The following is a 16,202-nucleotide window of genomic DNA, read 5'->3' as shown; positions in this document are numbered from 1 at the left end:
GGGAGACGAGCGACATGTCGACAAAGCATCCCATCATATCGATTACCGGCTCCTCCGGCGCGGGGACGACATCGGTCAAGCGGATTTTCGAACTGATATTCCGGCGCGAGGAGATCGAGGCGGCGTTCATCGAGGGCGATGCGTTCCATCGCTACGACCGGCAGGCCATGAAGACCAAGGTCGCGGAGGAGGAGAAGAAGGGCAATCCGAACTTCACGCATTTCCATGTCGATGCCAACGAGTTGGAGACGTTGGACGGGGTTTTCGAGGAATATGGCCGCCGGGGCACGGGAAAGACCCGGACCTATATTCACGATGAGGAGGAAGCCAAAAAGTATGGCGTGCCGCCCGGTTCCTTTTCTGAATGGAGGGAATTTCCCGCGAGCGACCTCCTGTTCTACGAGGGGTTGCATGGCTGCGCGGTGACGGACAAGGTCAATTTGGCGCGGCATGCGGATCTGAAGATCGGCGTCGTTCCCGTCATCAATCTCGAATGGATCCAGAAGATCCATCGCGATCGCTCGACGCGCGGCTATTCGACCGAAGCGGTCATGGATGTGATCCTGCGGCGCATGCCGGACTATGTGCGCTACATCACGCCGCAATTCACGCTGACCGACATCAATTTCCAGCGGGTTCCCATCGTCGATACGTCCAACCCGTTCATTGCGCGCTGGATACCGACGCCCGATGAATCGATGCTGGTGATCCGCTTCGCCCGGCCGCGCGGCATCGATTTTCCCTATCTCCTGTCGATGATCCACGACTCCTTCATGTCGCGGGCCAATTCCATTGTCGTGCCGGGGAACAAGCTCGACCTTGCCATGCAACTCATCCTGACGCCGCTGATCATGCAGTTGATCGAGCGCAAGAACCGTGCCTCGTGAGGAGAAGACGATGAACACGCAAGCTTTGCTGCAAACCGCGACCGAACCGCAACTCGTCAGCGAGAGGGACATGGCCAATGCCATCCGCGCCCTTGCCATGGATGCCGTGCAGAAGGCCAATTCCGGCCATCCCGGCATGCCGATGGGCATGGCGGACGTCGCCACGGTGCTCTTCAACCGTTTCATCAAGCTCGATCCGCTGCACCCGCAATGGCCGGACCGCGACCGCTTTGTGCTTTCGGCCGGCCATGGCTCGATGCTGCAATATGCGCTGCACTATCTGATCGGCTACCCCGACATGCCGGCCGAGGAGTTGCAGCGTTTCCGCCAGCTCGGCGCGCGGACGGCGGGCCATCCCGAATATGGCCATGCGCAGGGCATCGAGACGACAACGGGCCCGCTGGGGCAGGGGATTGCGACGGCGGTCGGCATGGCGCTTGCCGAGCGGCTGATGCGCGAGCGCTTCGGCGCGGAAATCGTCGATCATTTCACCTATGCGATTGCCGGCGATGGATGTCTGCAGGAAGGCATCAGCCATGAGGCGATAGACTTGGCGGGGCATCTCGGTCTGTCGCGGCTGATCGTGCTTTGGGACAATAATTCCATCTCGATCGACGGGCCTACCTCGCTTTCCACATCGATGGACCAGCTTGCCCGGTTCAGGGCGGCGGGCTTCGACGTCTGGGATATCGACGGCCATGATTTCGAGGCGATTGCCGACGCGATCGGCCAGGCGCGGGAGACGGACAGGCCGTCGCTGATCGCCTGCCGGACGATCATCGGCAAGGGTGCGCCCAATCTGCAGGGCACGGAAAAGACCCATGGCGCGCCGCTCGGCGACGCCGAAATCGCGGCGGCGCGGGCGGCGATCGGATGGCCGCATGCGGCATTCGAGGTCCCTGAGGCTATCGTTGAAACCTGGCGCAATGTCGCCCGTCGCGGCGCGGACCAGCGGCGCGACTGGTGCGCCCGGCTTGCGGCATCGCCCGACATGGGCGTCTTCAAGTCGGCGGTCGCAAAGGAGCTGCCGGAGACGCTTTTTGAAGAGCTGGACGCTTTCCGCCGCGAGCATCTGGAAAAGGCGACGAAGGTCGCCACCCGCAAGGCTTCCGAGATGGTGCTCGGCGTCATCAACAAGGCGACGGCGCTCACCGTCGGCGGCTCCGCTGATCTCACCCATTCCAACCTGACGCTTACATCCGGGATGGGCAGCATCTCGGCGCGCGATTTCAGCGGGCGCTATGTCCATTATGGCATCCGCGAGCATGCGATGGCGGCGGCGATGAACGGCATCGCGCTGCATGGCGGCTTCATCCCCTTTGGCGGCACATTTCTGGCTTTCGCCGACTATGCGAGGGGCGCGATCCGGCTTTCGGCGCTGATGGGCCAGCAGGTGATCTATGTCATGACCCATGACTCGATTGGGCTTGGCGAAGACGGGCCGACGCACCAGCCGGTCGAGCATCTCGCCATGCTGCGGGCAACCCCCGGGATCGACGTCTATCGCCCGGCCGACATCATTGAAACGGCCGAGTGCTGGGAGCTGGCGTTGAAGCATAGGAACAGGCCGAGCGTTCTCGTGCTGTCGCGCCAGAACCTTCCCATGCTGCGCCTTGCGCACGGCAAGGAGAACCGGTCGAGCCGTGGCGCATACGTGCTGCGCGAGACGGCGGGACCGCGGGCGGCGACGCTGATTGCCACCGGCTCCGAGGTCGAGATCGCCTGTGCCGCCGCCGATATTCTGCGCGCCCAGCACGGAATTGCCGCTGCTGTCGTCTCTATGCCGTGCTGGGAACTCTTCGAAAAACAGATGCCTGCCTATCGCCGCTCCATCCTTGCGGCGGCCCCGCGCGTCGCCATCGAGGCGGCCGCGCGGCAGGGATGGGACCGTTGGATCGGCGAGAATGGCGATTTCATCGGCATGAACGGTTTCGGCGCCAGCGCGCCTGCCGCCGATCTCTACCGGCATTTCGGCATTACGCCGGAGGCCGTCGTCGAACGCGTAAGAAAACTGATCGATTGAGACAAACGGCACCTCGCTTAGGAAAGGAGCATGGATCATGGCTCGCATTACGTTACGTCAGCTGCTCGATCATGCTGCAGAGCACAGCTACGGCGTTCCCGCCTTCAACATCAACAATATGGAGCAGGGCCTCGCCGTGATGCAGGCTGCTGCGGCATGCGATGCGCCGGTCATTCTTCAGGCCTCGCGCGGCGCGCGCTCCTATGCCGGTGACGTCATGCTTTCGAAGATTGTCGAGGCGCTCATCGAAATGTATCCGGCGATCCCTGTCTGCTTGCACCAGGACCACGGCAACAATGAAGCCACCTGCCTGACGGCTATCCGCCACGGCTTCACTTCGGTGATGATGGATGGCTCGCTGGAGGCGGATGCCAGGACGCCGGCGAACTACGAATACAATGTGGCGATCACCGAACGGGTGGCGCGGATGGCCCACTGGGTCGGCGCGTCGGTGGAAGGTGAGCTCGGCGTGCTCGGGTCGCTGGAAACGGGGCAGGGCGAGGCAGAGGACGGGCATGGCGCCGAAGGGACGCTGTCGCACGACCAGCTTCTCACCGATCCCGAACAGGCGGTGGACTTCGTTATGCGGACGGGGGTTGACGCGCTGGCGATCGCCTGCGGCACTTCGCACGGCGCCTACAAGTTTTCGCGCCGGCCGGATGGCGGCATCCTCGCCATGCATGTGATTGAGGCCATCCACTCCAAACTGCCCGATACGCATCTCGTCATGCACGGCTCCTCCTCCGTGCCGCAGGAACTGCAGGACATCATCAACAGGCATGGCGGCGAGATGCCCCAGACCTATGGCGTACCGGTCGAGGAGATCGAGCGCGGCATTCGCCACGGGGTGCGCAAGGTCAATATCGACACGGATTGCCGCATGGCGATCACCGGTCAGTTCCGCCGCATCGCCTCCGAAAGTCCGGCTGAATTCGACCCCCGCAAGTTCCTCAAGCCGTCGATGGACGCGATGCGCGACCTCTGCCGCGACCGTTTCGAGAGGTTCGGCACTGCCGGCCGCGCATCGAAGATCAGGGTTATTTCGATGGACGAGATGGCGAAGCGCTATGCCGCCGGCCAACTCGATCCGCAAATCGCAACCGCCAAGGCCGCCTGACAAGCAAGCGACCAGTATCCCTAGAAAGGACCAGTGCCATGGCAGACTTGACCAGCATGACCAAGACCGTCACCGGAGCCGAACGCTACAAGGCCGGCGTGATGGAATACCGGAAGATGGGCTATTGGGAGCCTGATTACGAGCCTAAGGATACCGACATCATAGCGCTCTTCCGGATCACTCCGCAGGATGGCGTTGATCCGATCGAGGCGGCGGCGGCGGTGGCGGGCGAAAGCTCGACTGCGACCTGGACCGTGGTCTGGACGGACCGGCTGACGGCCTGCGAAAAATACCGCGCCAAGGCCTACCGCGTGGATCCCGTGCCCAACGCGCCTGACCAGTATTTCGCCTATATCGCCTATGATCTCGACTTGTTCGAACCGGGGTCGATCGCCAATCTGACCGCGTCGATCATCGGCAATGTCTTCGGCTTCAAGCCGCTGAAGGCGCTGCGGCTCGAGGATATGCGCCTGCCGGTCGCTTATGTGAAGACATTCCAGGGGCCTGCAACCGGCATCGTGGTCGAGCGCGAACGTCTCGACAAATTCGGCAGGCCGCTGCTCGGCGCGACGGTCAAGCCGAAGCTTGGCCTGTCGGGCCGCAACTATGGCCGCGTCGTCTATGAGGCGCTGAAGGGCGGGCTCGACTTCACCAAGGATGACGAGAACATCAACTCGCAGCCCTTCATGCATTGGCGCGAGCGGTTCCTCTACTGCATGGAGGCGGTCAACAAGGCGCAGGCCGAGACGGGGGAGATCAAGGGAACCTATCTCAACGTCACCGCGGCGACGATGGAGGACATGTATGAGCGGGCGGATTTCGCCAAGGAGCTCGGCTCCAACATCGTCATGATCGACCTGGTGATCGGCTACACCGCCATCCAGTCAATGGCGAAATGGGCGCGGCGCAACGACATGATCCTGCATCTGCATCGCGCCGGCCACTCGACCTATACGCGACAGAAAAACCATGGCGTCTCGTTTCGCGTCATCGCCAAATGGATGCGGCTTGCCGGTGTGGATCACATCCATGCGGGGACGGTCGTCGGCAAGCTGGAGGGCGATCCCGCCACGACGAAGGGCTATTACGATGTCTGCCGCGAGGAATTCAATCCAATGCGGCTCGAAAACGGCATCTTCTTCGACCAGCCCTGGGCCTCGCTCAACAAGATGATGCCGGTCGCCTCCGGCGGCATTCATGCCGGGCAGATGCACCAGTTGCTCGACCTCCTGGGCGAGGATGTCGTGCTGCAGTTCGGCGGCGGCACCATCGGCCATCCCATGGGCATCGCGGCTGGAGCTACGGCGAACCGCGTGGCGCTCGAATGCATGGTGCTGGCCCGCAATGAAGGGCGGGACATCGTCCATGAAGGGCCGGAGATCCTGCGGGCGGCGGCGCGGCATTGCCAACCATTGCAGCAGGCGCTCGATGTCTGGAAGGACGTCACCTTCAACTACACCTCGACCGATGCGCCGGACTTCGTGCCGACGGCCACCGCAGCTGAATAGGAGAGAACCATGCGCGTTACCCAGGGAGCATTCTCGTTCCTGCCTGACCTGACCGACGAGCAGATCGCAAGGCAGGCGCAATACTGCATCGACAATGGCTGGGCAGTCAGTCTCGAATTTACCGACGATCCGCATCCCCGCAATACCTATTGGGAGATGTGGGGGCACCCGATGTTCGACAATCCGGACGCGGCGGCGCTGATGATGGAGCTGAAGGAATGCCGCAAGGTCTATGGCGACCGTTATATCCGTCTGGTCGCCTTCGACGCCAGCCATGGATGGGAGTCGGTGAAGCTCTCCTTCATCGTCAACCGGCCGGCGAACGAGCCGGGGTTTCATCTGCAGCGGGAGGAAGCGCCGGGACGTGTGATCCGTTACACCACCCGGTCCTATGCGGCGGACAAGCCTGCGGGAGACCGTTATGGCTGATGCAGCGGTCCAGTTGTCCGCTGAAGATGGCGGCGATATCCCCGCCGCCATCGACCTGCGGGCGGAATATGTCAAGTCGGGCGTGAAGGATGTGCTCGATGAACTCGACCGCGAGCTGATCGGCCTCAGGCCGGTCAAGCAGCGCATTCGGGAAACGGCAGCGCTGCTCCTGGTTGAACATGCGCGGCGGCGGCTCGGGCTCGCGCATGAGACGCCGACGCTGCATATGAGCTTCAGCGGCAATCCCGGAACCGGCAAAACGACTGTCGCCTTGCGCATGGCCAATCTCCTGCATCGCCTCGGCTATATCCGCAAGGGCCATCTCGTCTCCGTCACGCGGGACGATCTGGTGGGGCAATATATCGGCCATACCGCGCCGAAGACCAAGGAGATCCTCAAGAAGGCGATGGGCGGCGTGCTGTTCATCGACGAGGCCTATTATCTCCACCGCCAGGAGAATGAACGCGATTATGGCCAGGAGGCGATCGAAATCCTGCTTCAGGTGATGGAAAACCAGCGCGACGATCTGGTCGTCATCATGGCCGGCTATGCCGACCGGATGGACCGGTTTTTCGAGAGCAATCCGGGTTTTCGCTCGCGCATCGCCCACCACATCGATTTTCCGGATTATTCGGGTGATGAACTCCTGCAGATCGCGGAAACCATGCTCGCGAAGCAGAATTATCAATTCGACGGGAAGGCGCGGGTAGTCATGGCGGACTATATTGCGGCTCGCCGCAAGCAGCCGCACTTCGCCAATGCAAGGTCCATCCGCAACGCGCTCGACAGGGCGCGGCTGCGGCAGGCGAACCGCCTGTTCGAGACCGTGTCGGGTCCGGTTGATGCCGAGGCGCTGTCGACGATCGGCGCGGAGGATATAAGTGTCAGCCGCGTTTTCGCGATGGCGGAGGCTGCAAAGGAGGAAAAACGCTCATGACGTCCAAGACGATTATCGCGCCATCGGTGCTTTCCGCCGATTTTTCCCGGCTGGGCGACGAGGTCGAGGCAGTGGTTGCGGCGGGTGCCGACTGGATTCATCTCGACGTGATGGACGGGCATTTCGTGCCGAACATCACCTTCGGTCCGCCGGTGATCAAGGCGATCCGCAGCCGAACCAAGGCGTTCTTCGATTGCCATTTGATGATCGCTCCGGCCGATCCATATCTTGCCGCTTTCGCCGATGCGGGCTGCGATCTCATTACCGTGCATGCGGAAGCGGGGCCGCATCTCGACCGGTCGTTGCAGGCGATCCGCAATCTCGGCAAGAAGGCTGGTGTCTCGCTCAATCCTTCGACGCCCGAAAATGTGATCGAGTATGTGCTCGACCGGCTTGACCTCATCCTCTTGATGACCGTCAATCCGGGTTTCGGCGGCCAGGCGTTCATTCCGTCTGTCGTCGAGAAGGTCAGGCGGATCAGGGCGATGATCGGAGCGCGCCCGATCCATATCGAGATCGATGGCGGTGTGACGCCTGAGACAGCGCCGCTCGTTGCCGCAGCCGGAGCTAATGTGCTGGTCGCCGGTTCTGCGATCTTTGGAGGTAATGATCAGGCTGCCTATGCGGCGAATATTGCGGCGATACGGCGTGCCGCCGACAGCGCGATACGCAAGGCGGCCTGATAGTGAAAGGAGATATAAAATGGCTTCAATGCCGCCGGTTTGCGATTTTGGCTGGAAGGCGATCGACGCGACGCTGATCGGTGTGGATGGCGAACGCCATTCCGTTCTGGGCCAGGCCGGGCCCAATGGGCTGGTTGTCGCCTTCATCTGCAATCACTGTCCCTATGTGAAAGCAGTGATCGAAAGGATCGTTCGTGACGCGCATGATCTGAAGGATTTCGGCGTCGGGTTCGTCGCCATCAACTCCAACGATGCCGAAGCCTATCCCGCCGATTCCTATGAGAATATGAAAATCTTCGCGCGGGAGAACGGCTTTCCATTCCCCTATCTCCACGATGCGGAGCAAACGGTCGCCCACGCATATGGCGCGGCGTGCACGCCGGATTTCTTCGGTTTTAACGGTGCGGGAGAATTGCAATATCGCGGGCGTCTCGATGCCTCGCGCAAGGCGGAAGGCGCACCCGATCTGCGCCGCGATCTCTTCGAGGCGATGCGGCAGGTGGCGGAAACCGGGCAGGGACCACGCGAGCAGGTTGCCTCGACAGGCTGCTCCATTAAATGGCGCGAGTCCGTCTGAACAGACAATCGCCGGCAACTTTGCCGGCGATTGGGTCCGCTATTGCACGTTCTGTTTGAGATAGGCGAGCAGATTGGTGATATCGGCATCGTCTTTCAATCCGGCAAAGGCCATTTTCGTGCCTTTCACCTTGGCTTTCGGAGCGTGCAGATAGTCACGCATTGAGGCGTCGTCCCAGACGAGGCCAGCCTTTCCCGCCTCAACCATGGCTGGAGAAAACTTGAAGCCGGGATGCGTACCGGCCGTTCGGCCCATCACGCCCTTCAGGGACGGGCCGACCTTGTTCTTGTCGGAATCGACCACATGGCAGGCGGTGCATTTCTTGAAAACATTTGCCCCGGCTGTTGCATCCCCCTCTTGTGCTCCAGCTTCGGCAGCAGCAAAAATCGCGACTGATACGCCGATCAGAAGGACTTGATATCGCATGGCATTTCCTCATTCTCGCCAAGGGTGCCCTAGACGAAGGCGCCGCCGGTTCCATGTGCCGACAACCGCCATTTTGGATCGCCCCGGATATCCTGCCTCCCGACAAGGCCGGTTCGATCACCCGAAAAATTACTTGTCGGGACAGATAAGTCAATCATTCGGCAGCGTATTCGTCTGGGGCATTTTGTCTGGGACGTATCCGGTGATTTTGAGACCGCTCCGGGATTTCGAAAACACCCTGGATTGACGCGCGGGATGCGTGGTCGTAGTCTCGGCAGATAATTTCTCATCCGGGCACCTTGAGAAATCCTGAGACGGAATAGCTCTGTTCGTCAGCCGACGGTCGCGCAGATAGACCGACGGATTGGAGGTGCCGACATGGATATGATTGATCTGGTCCTTACTATCTGCGTCATTGCGAATCCGTCGGACTGCCGGGAAGAGCGGCTGCATTTCGAGCGGCGCGGCAATCTCAACAGTTGCATGTTCACCGCCCCGACCGAAATCGCGAAATGGGCGCAGGCGCATCCCCATCTTCGCGTCGTGCGCTGGAAATGCGCCTATCCGACAGAAGAGCGGATGCTTTGACGGATGCTTACCGGGCTGAAGACATTCTCTCGCCGGACGATTTTGAAGCAGGGCAAAGCGGCGATTGCCGGAGTTCTGTCATGTCGCGTTCTTCCGCCGGGTCCGGTTTTTGCCGCGGGAGGCGTTCTGCCGGTCAGGCAAGTGGCGGATGGCATATTCGCCTTTGCCGGAACCGATGCGCTGATGACCGACGCCAATCGGGGCGAGATTTGCAATGTGGGTTTTGTGATCGGCGGCGATGGGGTTGCCGTCATCGACAGCGGCGGGAGCGTCGCGGAGGGAAGGGCGCTGATCGCCGCCATCCGCGCCGTCACCGACAAGCCGATTGCCTACCTCATCAACACGCATATGCATCCCGACCATTGCTTCGGCAATGCGGCATTCGAGGGCACGGGAGCGGTCCTCGTCGGCCATCATAATCTGCCACGCGCTCTGGCGAGCCGAGGCGAGTTCTATCTCTCCAGTTATCGCGAAAGCATGGGCGAGGCACTGATGCGGGAGATCAGGATCATCCCGCCGACAAAGCTGATCAACGACGAGGAAAATCTCGATCTGGGTGGGCGGATCATCAGGCTGAAGGCCTGGAAACCGGCTCATACGGACAATGATCTGACGGTTCTCGATGAGAAGACAGGCGTTCTCTTTACCGGCGATCTCTGCTTCATACGGCATCTGCCGACGCTGGACGGATCCCTCACCGGCTGGATCGCGCAGTTGGAGGCGTTAAAGGCGATCAGGGCAAAAATCGCTGTTCCCGGCCATGGGCCGGTTCCGGCCAAGTGGCCTGATGCGCTCGAAGATGAGCGGCGCTATTTCGAGGTGCTCACGCATGACATCCGCCAGGCGATCGCCGCCGGCGTTCCGCTTGCAATGGCCATCAGGACGGCGGCCGAGAGCGAGCGCGGCAATTGGCATCTCTTCGACGCATATAATGTCCGCAACGCCACGGCTGCGTATGCAGAGCTCGAATGGGAGTAGGGGGCGGCGCGGTTTGATTTGATCTCGGACGGTGGTATGATGGAGCCAGCCGGGCACCGCCAAACAATCTGGTGGAGGCTGAGATGAATGCTCAACCGCAACGAACGCGCAGCATGCGCCATCGTATCAGTCTGGTCGTGCTGACGGCGCTGCTGGGTGCATTTCCCTTGCTGCCGGTTCACGCTGAGCAGACGAGCGTTCCCGAAAATGCTGTATGGAGCAGTCTGAAGAGCGATGTCTTCGGCGACAGGGTCATAGAGGCCGCGAACGGAGTTATCAGGATCGAAGCGCCGAAACGCGCCGAGGATGCCGCGATCGTCCCCGTCGACCTGCATTTCAATTCCGAGAAGGCGGGCAGGATCAAGGCCGTTACCTTGATCGTCGACGAAAATCCGTCTCCGGTGGCGGCCGTGTTCAAATTCGGACCGGACGCCGGGGTGACGCATCTGGCGACACGGCTCAGGGTCAACGCCTATTCCTATGTACGCGCCATCGCCGAGACCGAAGACGGCAAGCTTCACATGGTTCAAGCTTTCGTTAAAGCCTCGGGCGGCTGCTCCGCGCCTGCCATGAAGAACCAGGATGAAGCGATGGCGTCGCTCGGCAAGATGAAGCTGCGGGTGTTTCCGCCGAAAGCACCCGGCGCCGAGGCCATGAATCGTGCGACCGAGATGCAACTGATGATCCGCCATCCCAACAATTCCGGGCTGCAGATGGATCAACTCACCCGTTATTACATCCCGGCCCATTTCATCCAGGGACTGACCATCTCGCAGGGCGACCGCCTGATCATGACGATGGAGGGCGGCATCTCGATCTCGGAGGATCCGAATTTTCGATTCGAATTCCATTCGAATCCGGGAGAGGACATCAAGGTCGAGGCGTCGGATACAGAGGGAATGAAGTTCGAGAACCAGTGGCCGCTGGCATCATCCGCGCTTTAGAGCAGGATGAAATTAGCTGAGCCGGATATCCTGAACCTTTGTTTTTGCCACATGTTCCTCTCCGAAAAGTCTGCACCTTTTCGGGGTCATGCTTTAGAAACAACGAACATCCGCTTCGGCCTGCGCGCGCTTGAGGTCAGTGGTGGCTGATTTTGCCGGTGCGCTCTGTCGGAAGATGACGCCTTTCTCTCCTGGAACGAGCCCCATCTGCTTGAATGTCTCCGCGGTGACATAGCGGTCATAGGGGATAACCGAGGCGATCACATCGATCGAGCAGGAGCAGCGCTGGAGCGTGTCGCGGTTCTCGCCATTGGCCTTCATGCAACCGTAGACATATTCCGCCAGGACGGCCGTCGGGTAATCCGCTGCCGCGTTCGCAGGTGCACAAACCGTTACAGACATTGCAGCGGCAAATGCGATTTTCATGAGTTTCACCATGGTTTACGGCCTCCCTTCCAACTTGCAGTTCTATAGTGTAGTTTTCATATTTTCTTCTAATTCAAATGTAAGTTCAAAGAATTCAGAAGTCATCAAGTATTGTTTTATATCTGTAGAGTAGATTTATTTACGTCATCATTCTTTCATTTATTGTGCGTTGCAAAATAAGTATCGCGGCGCAGCGTGATGCGTGCGCTGCAATATATATTAATTGATAAACATGCTTGCGCAAAGCATTTCTATCTCCTATCGTTCAATTGTTTCCGGCTTCAAGGACGTTACCGTCAAGGGAGTGGTGACAGTCTTCGTAGGCCAAGTGGGGTGGGTGGTAACGGTGCCCTCCACGCGCCTGGCTTAGGTCGTGACACGCTGCCGGAAATACTTCCCATTTGCGTGAGCTGGTGGTTCGGAACGCTTGTGAAAGCTTCTCCGTCCATGGCTCATCGAGATGATCTAGGGAGGATTTCAAAATGCGTGTACATAAACATTGTATGACAGTTGCTTTGGCTGCGACTGCATTATCTTTTTCTATGATGGCCGGTGCGTCAGCTAATGACGAACTTCAAAGCCTTGCCTCGGATGCCAAAAACTGGGTGATGCCAACCGGCGATTATGCAAACACCCGTTATTCCAAGCTGAACAAGATCAATAAGGACAATGTCAAGGATCTCCAGGTCGCCTGGACGTTCTCGACCGGTGTCCTGCGCGGCCATGAAGGCGGCCCTCTGATTATCGGCGACGTCATGTATGTCCATGCGCCGTTTCCGAACACAGTCTACGCACTCGATCTGAACAATGACGGCAAGATCCTCTGGAAGTATGAACCCCGGCAGGATTCCAACGTCATTCCGATCATGTGCTGCGATACGGTCAATCGTGGCGTTGCCTATGGCGACGGCAAGATCTTCCTCTATCAGGCCGATACGACGCTCGTCGCGCTCGATGCAAAAACGGGTGAAGTCGCGTGGTCCGTGAAGAACGGCGAGGCGGCGGACGGCAGCAAGGGCGAATCCGGAACATCGGCGCCCATGGTCGTCAAGGACAAGGTCATCGTCGGCATCTCAGGCGGCGAATTCGGCGTCCGGGGCCATTTGACGGCCTATAACGTCAGTGATGGCAAACAGGCATGGCGCGCCTATTCCATGGGTCCTGATTCGGAGATGCTTATCGATCCGGAAAAGACCACGCATCTCGGCAAGCCGGTCGGTGCCGATTCGGCCACCAAAACCTGGGAAGGCGATCAGTGGAAGATCGGTGGCGGAACGACATGGGGTTGGTATTCCTATGATCCGAAGCTGAACCTGATCTATTATGGCACGGGTAATCCCTCGACATGGAACCCCAGCCAGCGACCGGGCGACAATCGCTGGTCAATGGCTATCATGGCCCGCGATGCGGATACCGGCATGGCGAAATGGCTCTACCAGATGACCCCGCACGACGAGTGGGATTATGACGGCGTCAACGAAATGATCCTTGCGGATGGCATCGAAATCGAGGGAAAGCCGCGCGACGTTCTCGTGCATTTCGACCGCAACGGCTTCGCTTATACACTGGATCGTGCTTCCGGCGAGCTTCTGGTGGCCAAGAAATATGATCCGGCAGTCAACTGGGCGACGGAAGTCGTCATGGACAAGAACAGCGAGCAGTATGGCCGGCCTCAGGTCGTCGATAAATATTCGACTGCCAAGAACGGCGAGGACGTGAATACGACAGGTATCTGCCCGGCAGCGCTTGGCACGAAGGACCAGCAGCCGGCGTCCTATTCGCCGAAAACCAAGCTCTTCTATGTCCCGACGAACCATGTCTGCATGGATTACGAGCCATACAAGGTCAGCTATACCGCAGGCCAGCCCTATATCGGTGCAACATTGTCGATGTATCCCGCGCCGAACAGCCATGGCGGCATGGGTAATTTCATCGCCTGGGATGCGGCCAAGGGAGAGATCGTCTGGTCCAAGCCGGAGCAGTTCTCCGTCTGGTCCGGGGCGCTCGCCACGGACGGCGATATCGTGTTCTACGGAACGCTGGAGGGCTATCTGAAGGCGGTCGATAAGGATGGCAAGGAACTTTACAAGTTCAAGACGCCATCCGGCATCATCGGCAACGTCACCACCTATGAACACAACGGCAAGCAATATGTCGCTGTTCTGTCGGGTGTCGGCGGCTGGGCAGGCATCGGTCTTGCAGCGGGCCTGACAAAGGGCACGGACGGTCTCGGCGCGGTCGGCGGCTATGCCGGTCTGTCGGAATATACCGCACTTGGCGGTCAGTTGACCGTCTTTACGGTTCCCGAGCAATAAGGGAACCCAACCGGAAGGTTGAGCTTGCGTTCGCAGGCTTTGACAAGGGAGCCCGGATCTGTCGACGACGCGGTCAGACATGGGCCGGGCTCCCTTTGCCTTCCATCCTCACGAATACGAATAAAGCCACCGCGGGAGCAGCATGGATGCATGTTGCTTCAGGTTTGGAATGCGAGGTTATGAATGCCCGTTCGGATGAAACAGTTTTGCGTCGCGATCGTTGTTAGCGTGCTGGCAGGGACGGTTAATGTCCATGCCGACGACAAGGCAACGGCAGCCGCTGTCTCCAACGAAGACGGCAAATATTTCGACAAGGATGGCACGCCCACTTTCAATATCAAGGAAGACGGGACGGTGGATTGGTATACTTATAGCGGCTATCGCCGTTTCAATTCGGAATGCAATGTATGTCATGGCGCCGATGGCGCCGGATCGTCCTTTGCGCCCGCACTTGCCAATTCGCTGAAGACGATGAGCTATGCCGACTTCCTGTCCACCGTCGCAGAGGGCCGGAAAAACCTCAGTGCCGGCAAGGAAAGCGTCATGCCGGCATTCGGCGACAACAAGAACGTCTATTGCTACCTGGACGACATCTACGTCTATCTGCGGGCGCGCGCCGTCGGCGATCTGCCGCGCGGGCGACCGGCGAAAAAGGATGACAAGCCTGCGGCGGCGAAAGAGCAGGAAACCTCCTGTATGGGTGGATAAAATGGGAAAGGTCAATAGGATCAAAGGCATGTGGCGGATTCTGGCTGCAGTGCTGTTCATGACCGCAATGGCTGCCCCCTCTCGCGGGTTGGCGCAGGAGACGGGGCTGGGTGCCGCCGGTGAACTGGTCGATCCGGATGTCCTGCGGGTCTGCGCCGATCCGTCCGACATGCCGTTCTCCGACGAAAACGGCAAAGGCTTCGAGAACAGGCTGGCGGAGCTCGTGGCTGCCAAGACCGGACGCAAATCCGTGTCCTATACCTGGTATCCAATGGCGACCGGATTCGTGCGCAACACTCTGCGGTCCAATCGCTGCGATATCATCATGGGGTATGCCCAGGGAGACGAACTGGTCCAGAACACCAATGCCTATTATCGCTCGACCTATGTCATGGTCTACAAGAAGGGAAACGGCCTCGACGGCATAGATACGGTCGAGGATCCGCGACTGGCGACGAAGAAGATCGGGATCGTCGCAGGCACGCCGCCTGCCGCCAATCTGGCAAAAGCCGGTTATATGCGCAATGTCCGTCCGTACCCTCTAATGGTCGATACGCGCCTGGCGCCTTCGATGGCCGAACTCATGCTGAAAGAGCTTCAGAGCGGCGTGATCGATGTTGCCATTCTTTGGGGACCGATGGCCGGGTACTATGCGCATGAACTCGCGCCCGAACTCGCCATCGTTCCGCTTCTCAAGGAAAAGACCGGGCGGATGGCATTTCGCATCACCATGGGCGTGCGTCCCTCAGACCAGGAGTGGAAGCGGACGTTGAACAAGGTCATTCGCGAAAACCAGCAGGAAATCAACAAGATACTGCTCGATTATCATGTGCCGCTGATCAACGAGCAGGACAAGCCAATCACGCAATAGGGACCGGCACAGAAACCGGTTACGATTGGAGGAAAAGAAAATGCCGGTGCGCCGGTGGGTGTCAGCAATCGTCGCAGCATTGGTCCCATGGACCGTTGCGCAGGCTTTTGCCGAAAGTTTGCCGGAACCCGACGGTTACAGGACAGAGAACTATCGCGCGGCGGTCCCAGCGACGTTGAAGGGGGCCAAGGTGGTTTCTACCGAGGAAGCGGTCGCACTCTGGAAGAATCGGTCAGCTCTTTTTGTCGATGTGCTTCCCTATGATCCCAAGCCGGAAAAACTTCCGGCGGGAACTATTTGGAAGGAAAAGATAAGGCAAGATATACCAGGTAGTATCTGGTTGGCGAACGTAGGGTACGGTGTCCTCAACATGGAGACCGAAGCTTATTTTCGTAAGGGACTGGAATCGCGCCTGGGTGATGACAAGGATGCTTTGGTGTTATTCTATTGCATGGAAAACTGCTGGATGTCTTGGAACGCCGCCAAAAGGGCGGTGGGATGGGGATATCGGGCGGTGCTCTGGTATCCCTTGGGTACGGATGGCTGGGTGGCTGCGGGGCAGCCGACGGAAAAGAACGTACCTTTAGGGTTCTGAATCGTGCGCAAAAAGCGTATGATAAAAGGAGATCAGCTTTCTGATCTTTATTGAGAAGGAGAAGAGCATGAAGAAGACATGGACCAAGCCGACCATGTGCCAGGTCGCTGCGGGAATGGAGATGTCACGCTACCTTTCCGCAGAACTGAAGGCCAAAAAGTAAGATGGTCGATCTGCTCCGCGCAAACTC

At 59.3% G+C, this 16,202-nt stretch carries 17 protein-coding genes; 15 read left to right on the top strand and 2 right to left on the bottom strand.

Going from position 1 to position 16,202, the window contains the following annotated elements; all coding sequences use genetic code 11:
* The first annotated feature begins 14 nt into the window (after positions 1-14).
* Genes DUT91_RS09405 through DUT91_RS09370 form a run of 8 tightly spaced genes read left to right on the top strand, consistent with a single transcriptional unit; the run spans position 15 to position 8,161 of the window.
* Positions 15-887: a phosphoribulokinase gene (locus tag DUT91_RS09405; RefSeq protein ID WP_114440092.1), complete on the top strand. Its 873-nt coding sequence runs from the start codon at positions 15-17 to the stop codon at positions 885-887.
* Between the two features lie 10 nt (positions 888-897).
* The gene (gene tkt, locus DUT91_RS09400) at positions 898-2,910 is read left to right on the top strand and encodes a transketolase (protein WP_114440091.1); all 2,013 of its coding nucleotides are present in this window, start codon (positions 898-900) and stop codon (positions 2,908-2,910) included.
* Positions 2,911-2,947: 37 nt separating this feature from the next.
* Positions 2,948-4,027 (top strand): class II fructose-bisphosphate aldolase, encoded by a 1,080-nt coding sequence (fba, locus tag DUT91_RS09395; RefSeq protein ID WP_114440090.1) that lies wholly within the window; start codon positions 2,948-2,950, stop codon positions 4,025-4,027.
* A 56-nt stretch (positions 4,028-4,083) separates the two neighbouring features.
* Positions 4,084-5,535, top strand: coding sequence for a form I ribulose bisphosphate carboxylase large subunit (locus tag DUT91_RS09390; protein WP_114440089.1), 1,452 nt, complete (start codon positions 4,084-4,086; stop codon positions 5,533-5,535).
* 9 nt (positions 5,536-5,544) lie between these two features.
* Positions 5,545-5,964, top strand: a complete 420-nt coding sequence (locus DUT91_RS09385; protein ID WP_114440088.1) for a ribulose bisphosphate carboxylase small subunit — start codon at positions 5,545-5,547, stop codon at positions 5,962-5,964.
* A complete protein-coding gene (gene cbbX / locus DUT91_RS09380; protein WP_114440087.1) occupies positions 5,957-6,901 on the top strand; it encodes a CbbX protein in 945 nt (314 codons plus the stop codon). Before DUT91_RS09385 ends, cbbX begins: the two co-directional genes overlap by 8 nt.
* Complete coding sequence (gene rpe, locus DUT91_RS09375; RefSeq protein ID WP_114440086.1) at positions 6,898-7,584, top strand: ribulose-phosphate 3-epimerase; 687 nt, start codon at positions 6,898-6,900, stop codon at positions 7,582-7,584. The genes cbbX and rpe overlap by 4 nt, the downstream gene beginning before the upstream one ends.
* A gap of 19 nt (positions 7,585-7,603) precedes the next feature.
* Positions 7,604-8,161 (top strand): thioredoxin family protein, encoded by a 558-nt coding sequence (locus DUT91_RS09370; RefSeq protein WP_114440085.1) that lies wholly within the window; start codon positions 7,604-7,606, stop codon positions 8,159-8,161.
* A gap of 39 nt (positions 8,162-8,200) precedes the next feature.
* Here DUT91_RS09370 and DUT91_RS09365 read toward each other — a convergent pair whose 3' ends face one another.
* On the bottom strand, positions 8,201-8,587 hold the full coding sequence (locus tag DUT91_RS09365) for a c-type cytochrome (RefSeq protein WP_114440084.1): 387 nt from the start codon (positions 8,585-8,587) through the stop codon (positions 8,201-8,203).
* Positions 8,588-8,965: 378 nt separating this feature from the next.
* On the opposite strand from DUT91_RS09365, the gene DUT91_RS09360 reads away from it, so the two are divergent.
* The 3 genes from DUT91_RS09360 (at position 8,966) to DUT91_RS09350 (ending at position 11,097) form a co-directional block, all read left to right on the top strand.
* Positions 8,966-9,175, top strand: a complete 210-nt coding sequence (locus DUT91_RS09360) for a hypothetical protein (RefSeq protein WP_114440083.1) — start codon at positions 8,966-8,968, stop codon at positions 9,173-9,175.
* Between the two features lie 3 nt (positions 9,176-9,178).
* Positions 9,179-10,153: a quinoprotein relay system zinc metallohydrolase 2 gene (locus DUT91_RS09355; protein ID WP_114440082.1), complete on the top strand. Its 975-nt coding sequence runs from the start codon at positions 9,179-9,181 to the stop codon at positions 10,151-10,153.
* Positions 10,154-10,266: 113 nt separating this feature from the next.
* Positions 10,267-11,097, top strand: coding sequence for a quinoprotein dehydrogenase-associated SoxYZ-like carrier (locus DUT91_RS09350; protein WP_245419649.1), 831 nt, complete (start codon positions 10,267-10,269; stop codon positions 11,095-11,097).
* Positions 11,098-11,190: 93 nt separating this feature from the next.
* Here the strand turns inward: DUT91_RS09350 and DUT91_RS09345 are convergent, their stop codons facing one another.
* Positions 11,191-11,523, bottom strand: a complete 333-nt coding sequence (locus DUT91_RS09345; RefSeq protein ID WP_425373767.1) for a hypothetical protein — start codon at positions 11,521-11,523, stop codon at positions 11,191-11,193.
* A 503-nt stretch (positions 11,524-12,026) separates the two neighbouring features.
* Between DUT91_RS09345 and xoxF5 the strand changes: the two genes are divergently transcribed.
* The 4 genes from xoxF5 to DUT91_RS09325 all read left to right on the top strand — a co-directional run bounded on the left by xoxF5 (position 12,027) and on the right by DUT91_RS09325 (position 16,012).
* Positions 12,027-13,838 (top strand): lanthanide-dependent methanol dehydrogenase XoxF5, encoded by a 1,812-nt coding sequence (gene xoxF5, locus DUT91_RS09340; protein WP_114440079.1) that lies wholly within the window; start codon positions 12,027-12,029, stop codon positions 13,836-13,838.
* Between the two features lie 195 nt (positions 13,839-14,033).
* Positions 14,034-14,546 (top strand): c-type cytochrome, methanol metabolism-related, encoded by a 513-nt coding sequence (locus DUT91_RS09335; protein WP_245419648.1) that lies wholly within the window; start codon positions 14,034-14,036, stop codon positions 14,544-14,546.
* A 1-nt stretch (position 14,547) separates the two neighbouring features.
* On the top strand, positions 14,548-15,417 hold the full coding sequence (locus DUT91_RS09330) for a substrate-binding domain-containing protein (protein ID WP_342634446.1): 870 nt from the start codon (positions 14,548-14,550) through the stop codon (positions 15,415-15,417).
* A 40-nt stretch (positions 15,418-15,457) separates the two neighbouring features.
* The gene (locus DUT91_RS09325; RefSeq protein ID WP_114440077.1) at positions 15,458-16,012 is read left to right on the top strand and encodes a PQQ-dependent catabolism-associated CXXCW motif protein; all 555 of its coding nucleotides are present in this window, start codon (positions 15,458-15,460) and stop codon (positions 16,010-16,012) included.
* Positions 16,013-16,202: the final 190 nt, after the last annotated feature.

This window comes from Paramesorhizobium salinisoli (assembly GCF_003335045.1).
Lineage (GTDB): Bacteria > Pseudomonadota > Alphaproteobacteria > Rhizobiales > Rhizobiaceae > Paramesorhizobium > Paramesorhizobium salinisoli.
Note: the sequence above shows the minus strand (reverse complement) of the source record. Positions and strands in the feature narration are given on the sequence as shown.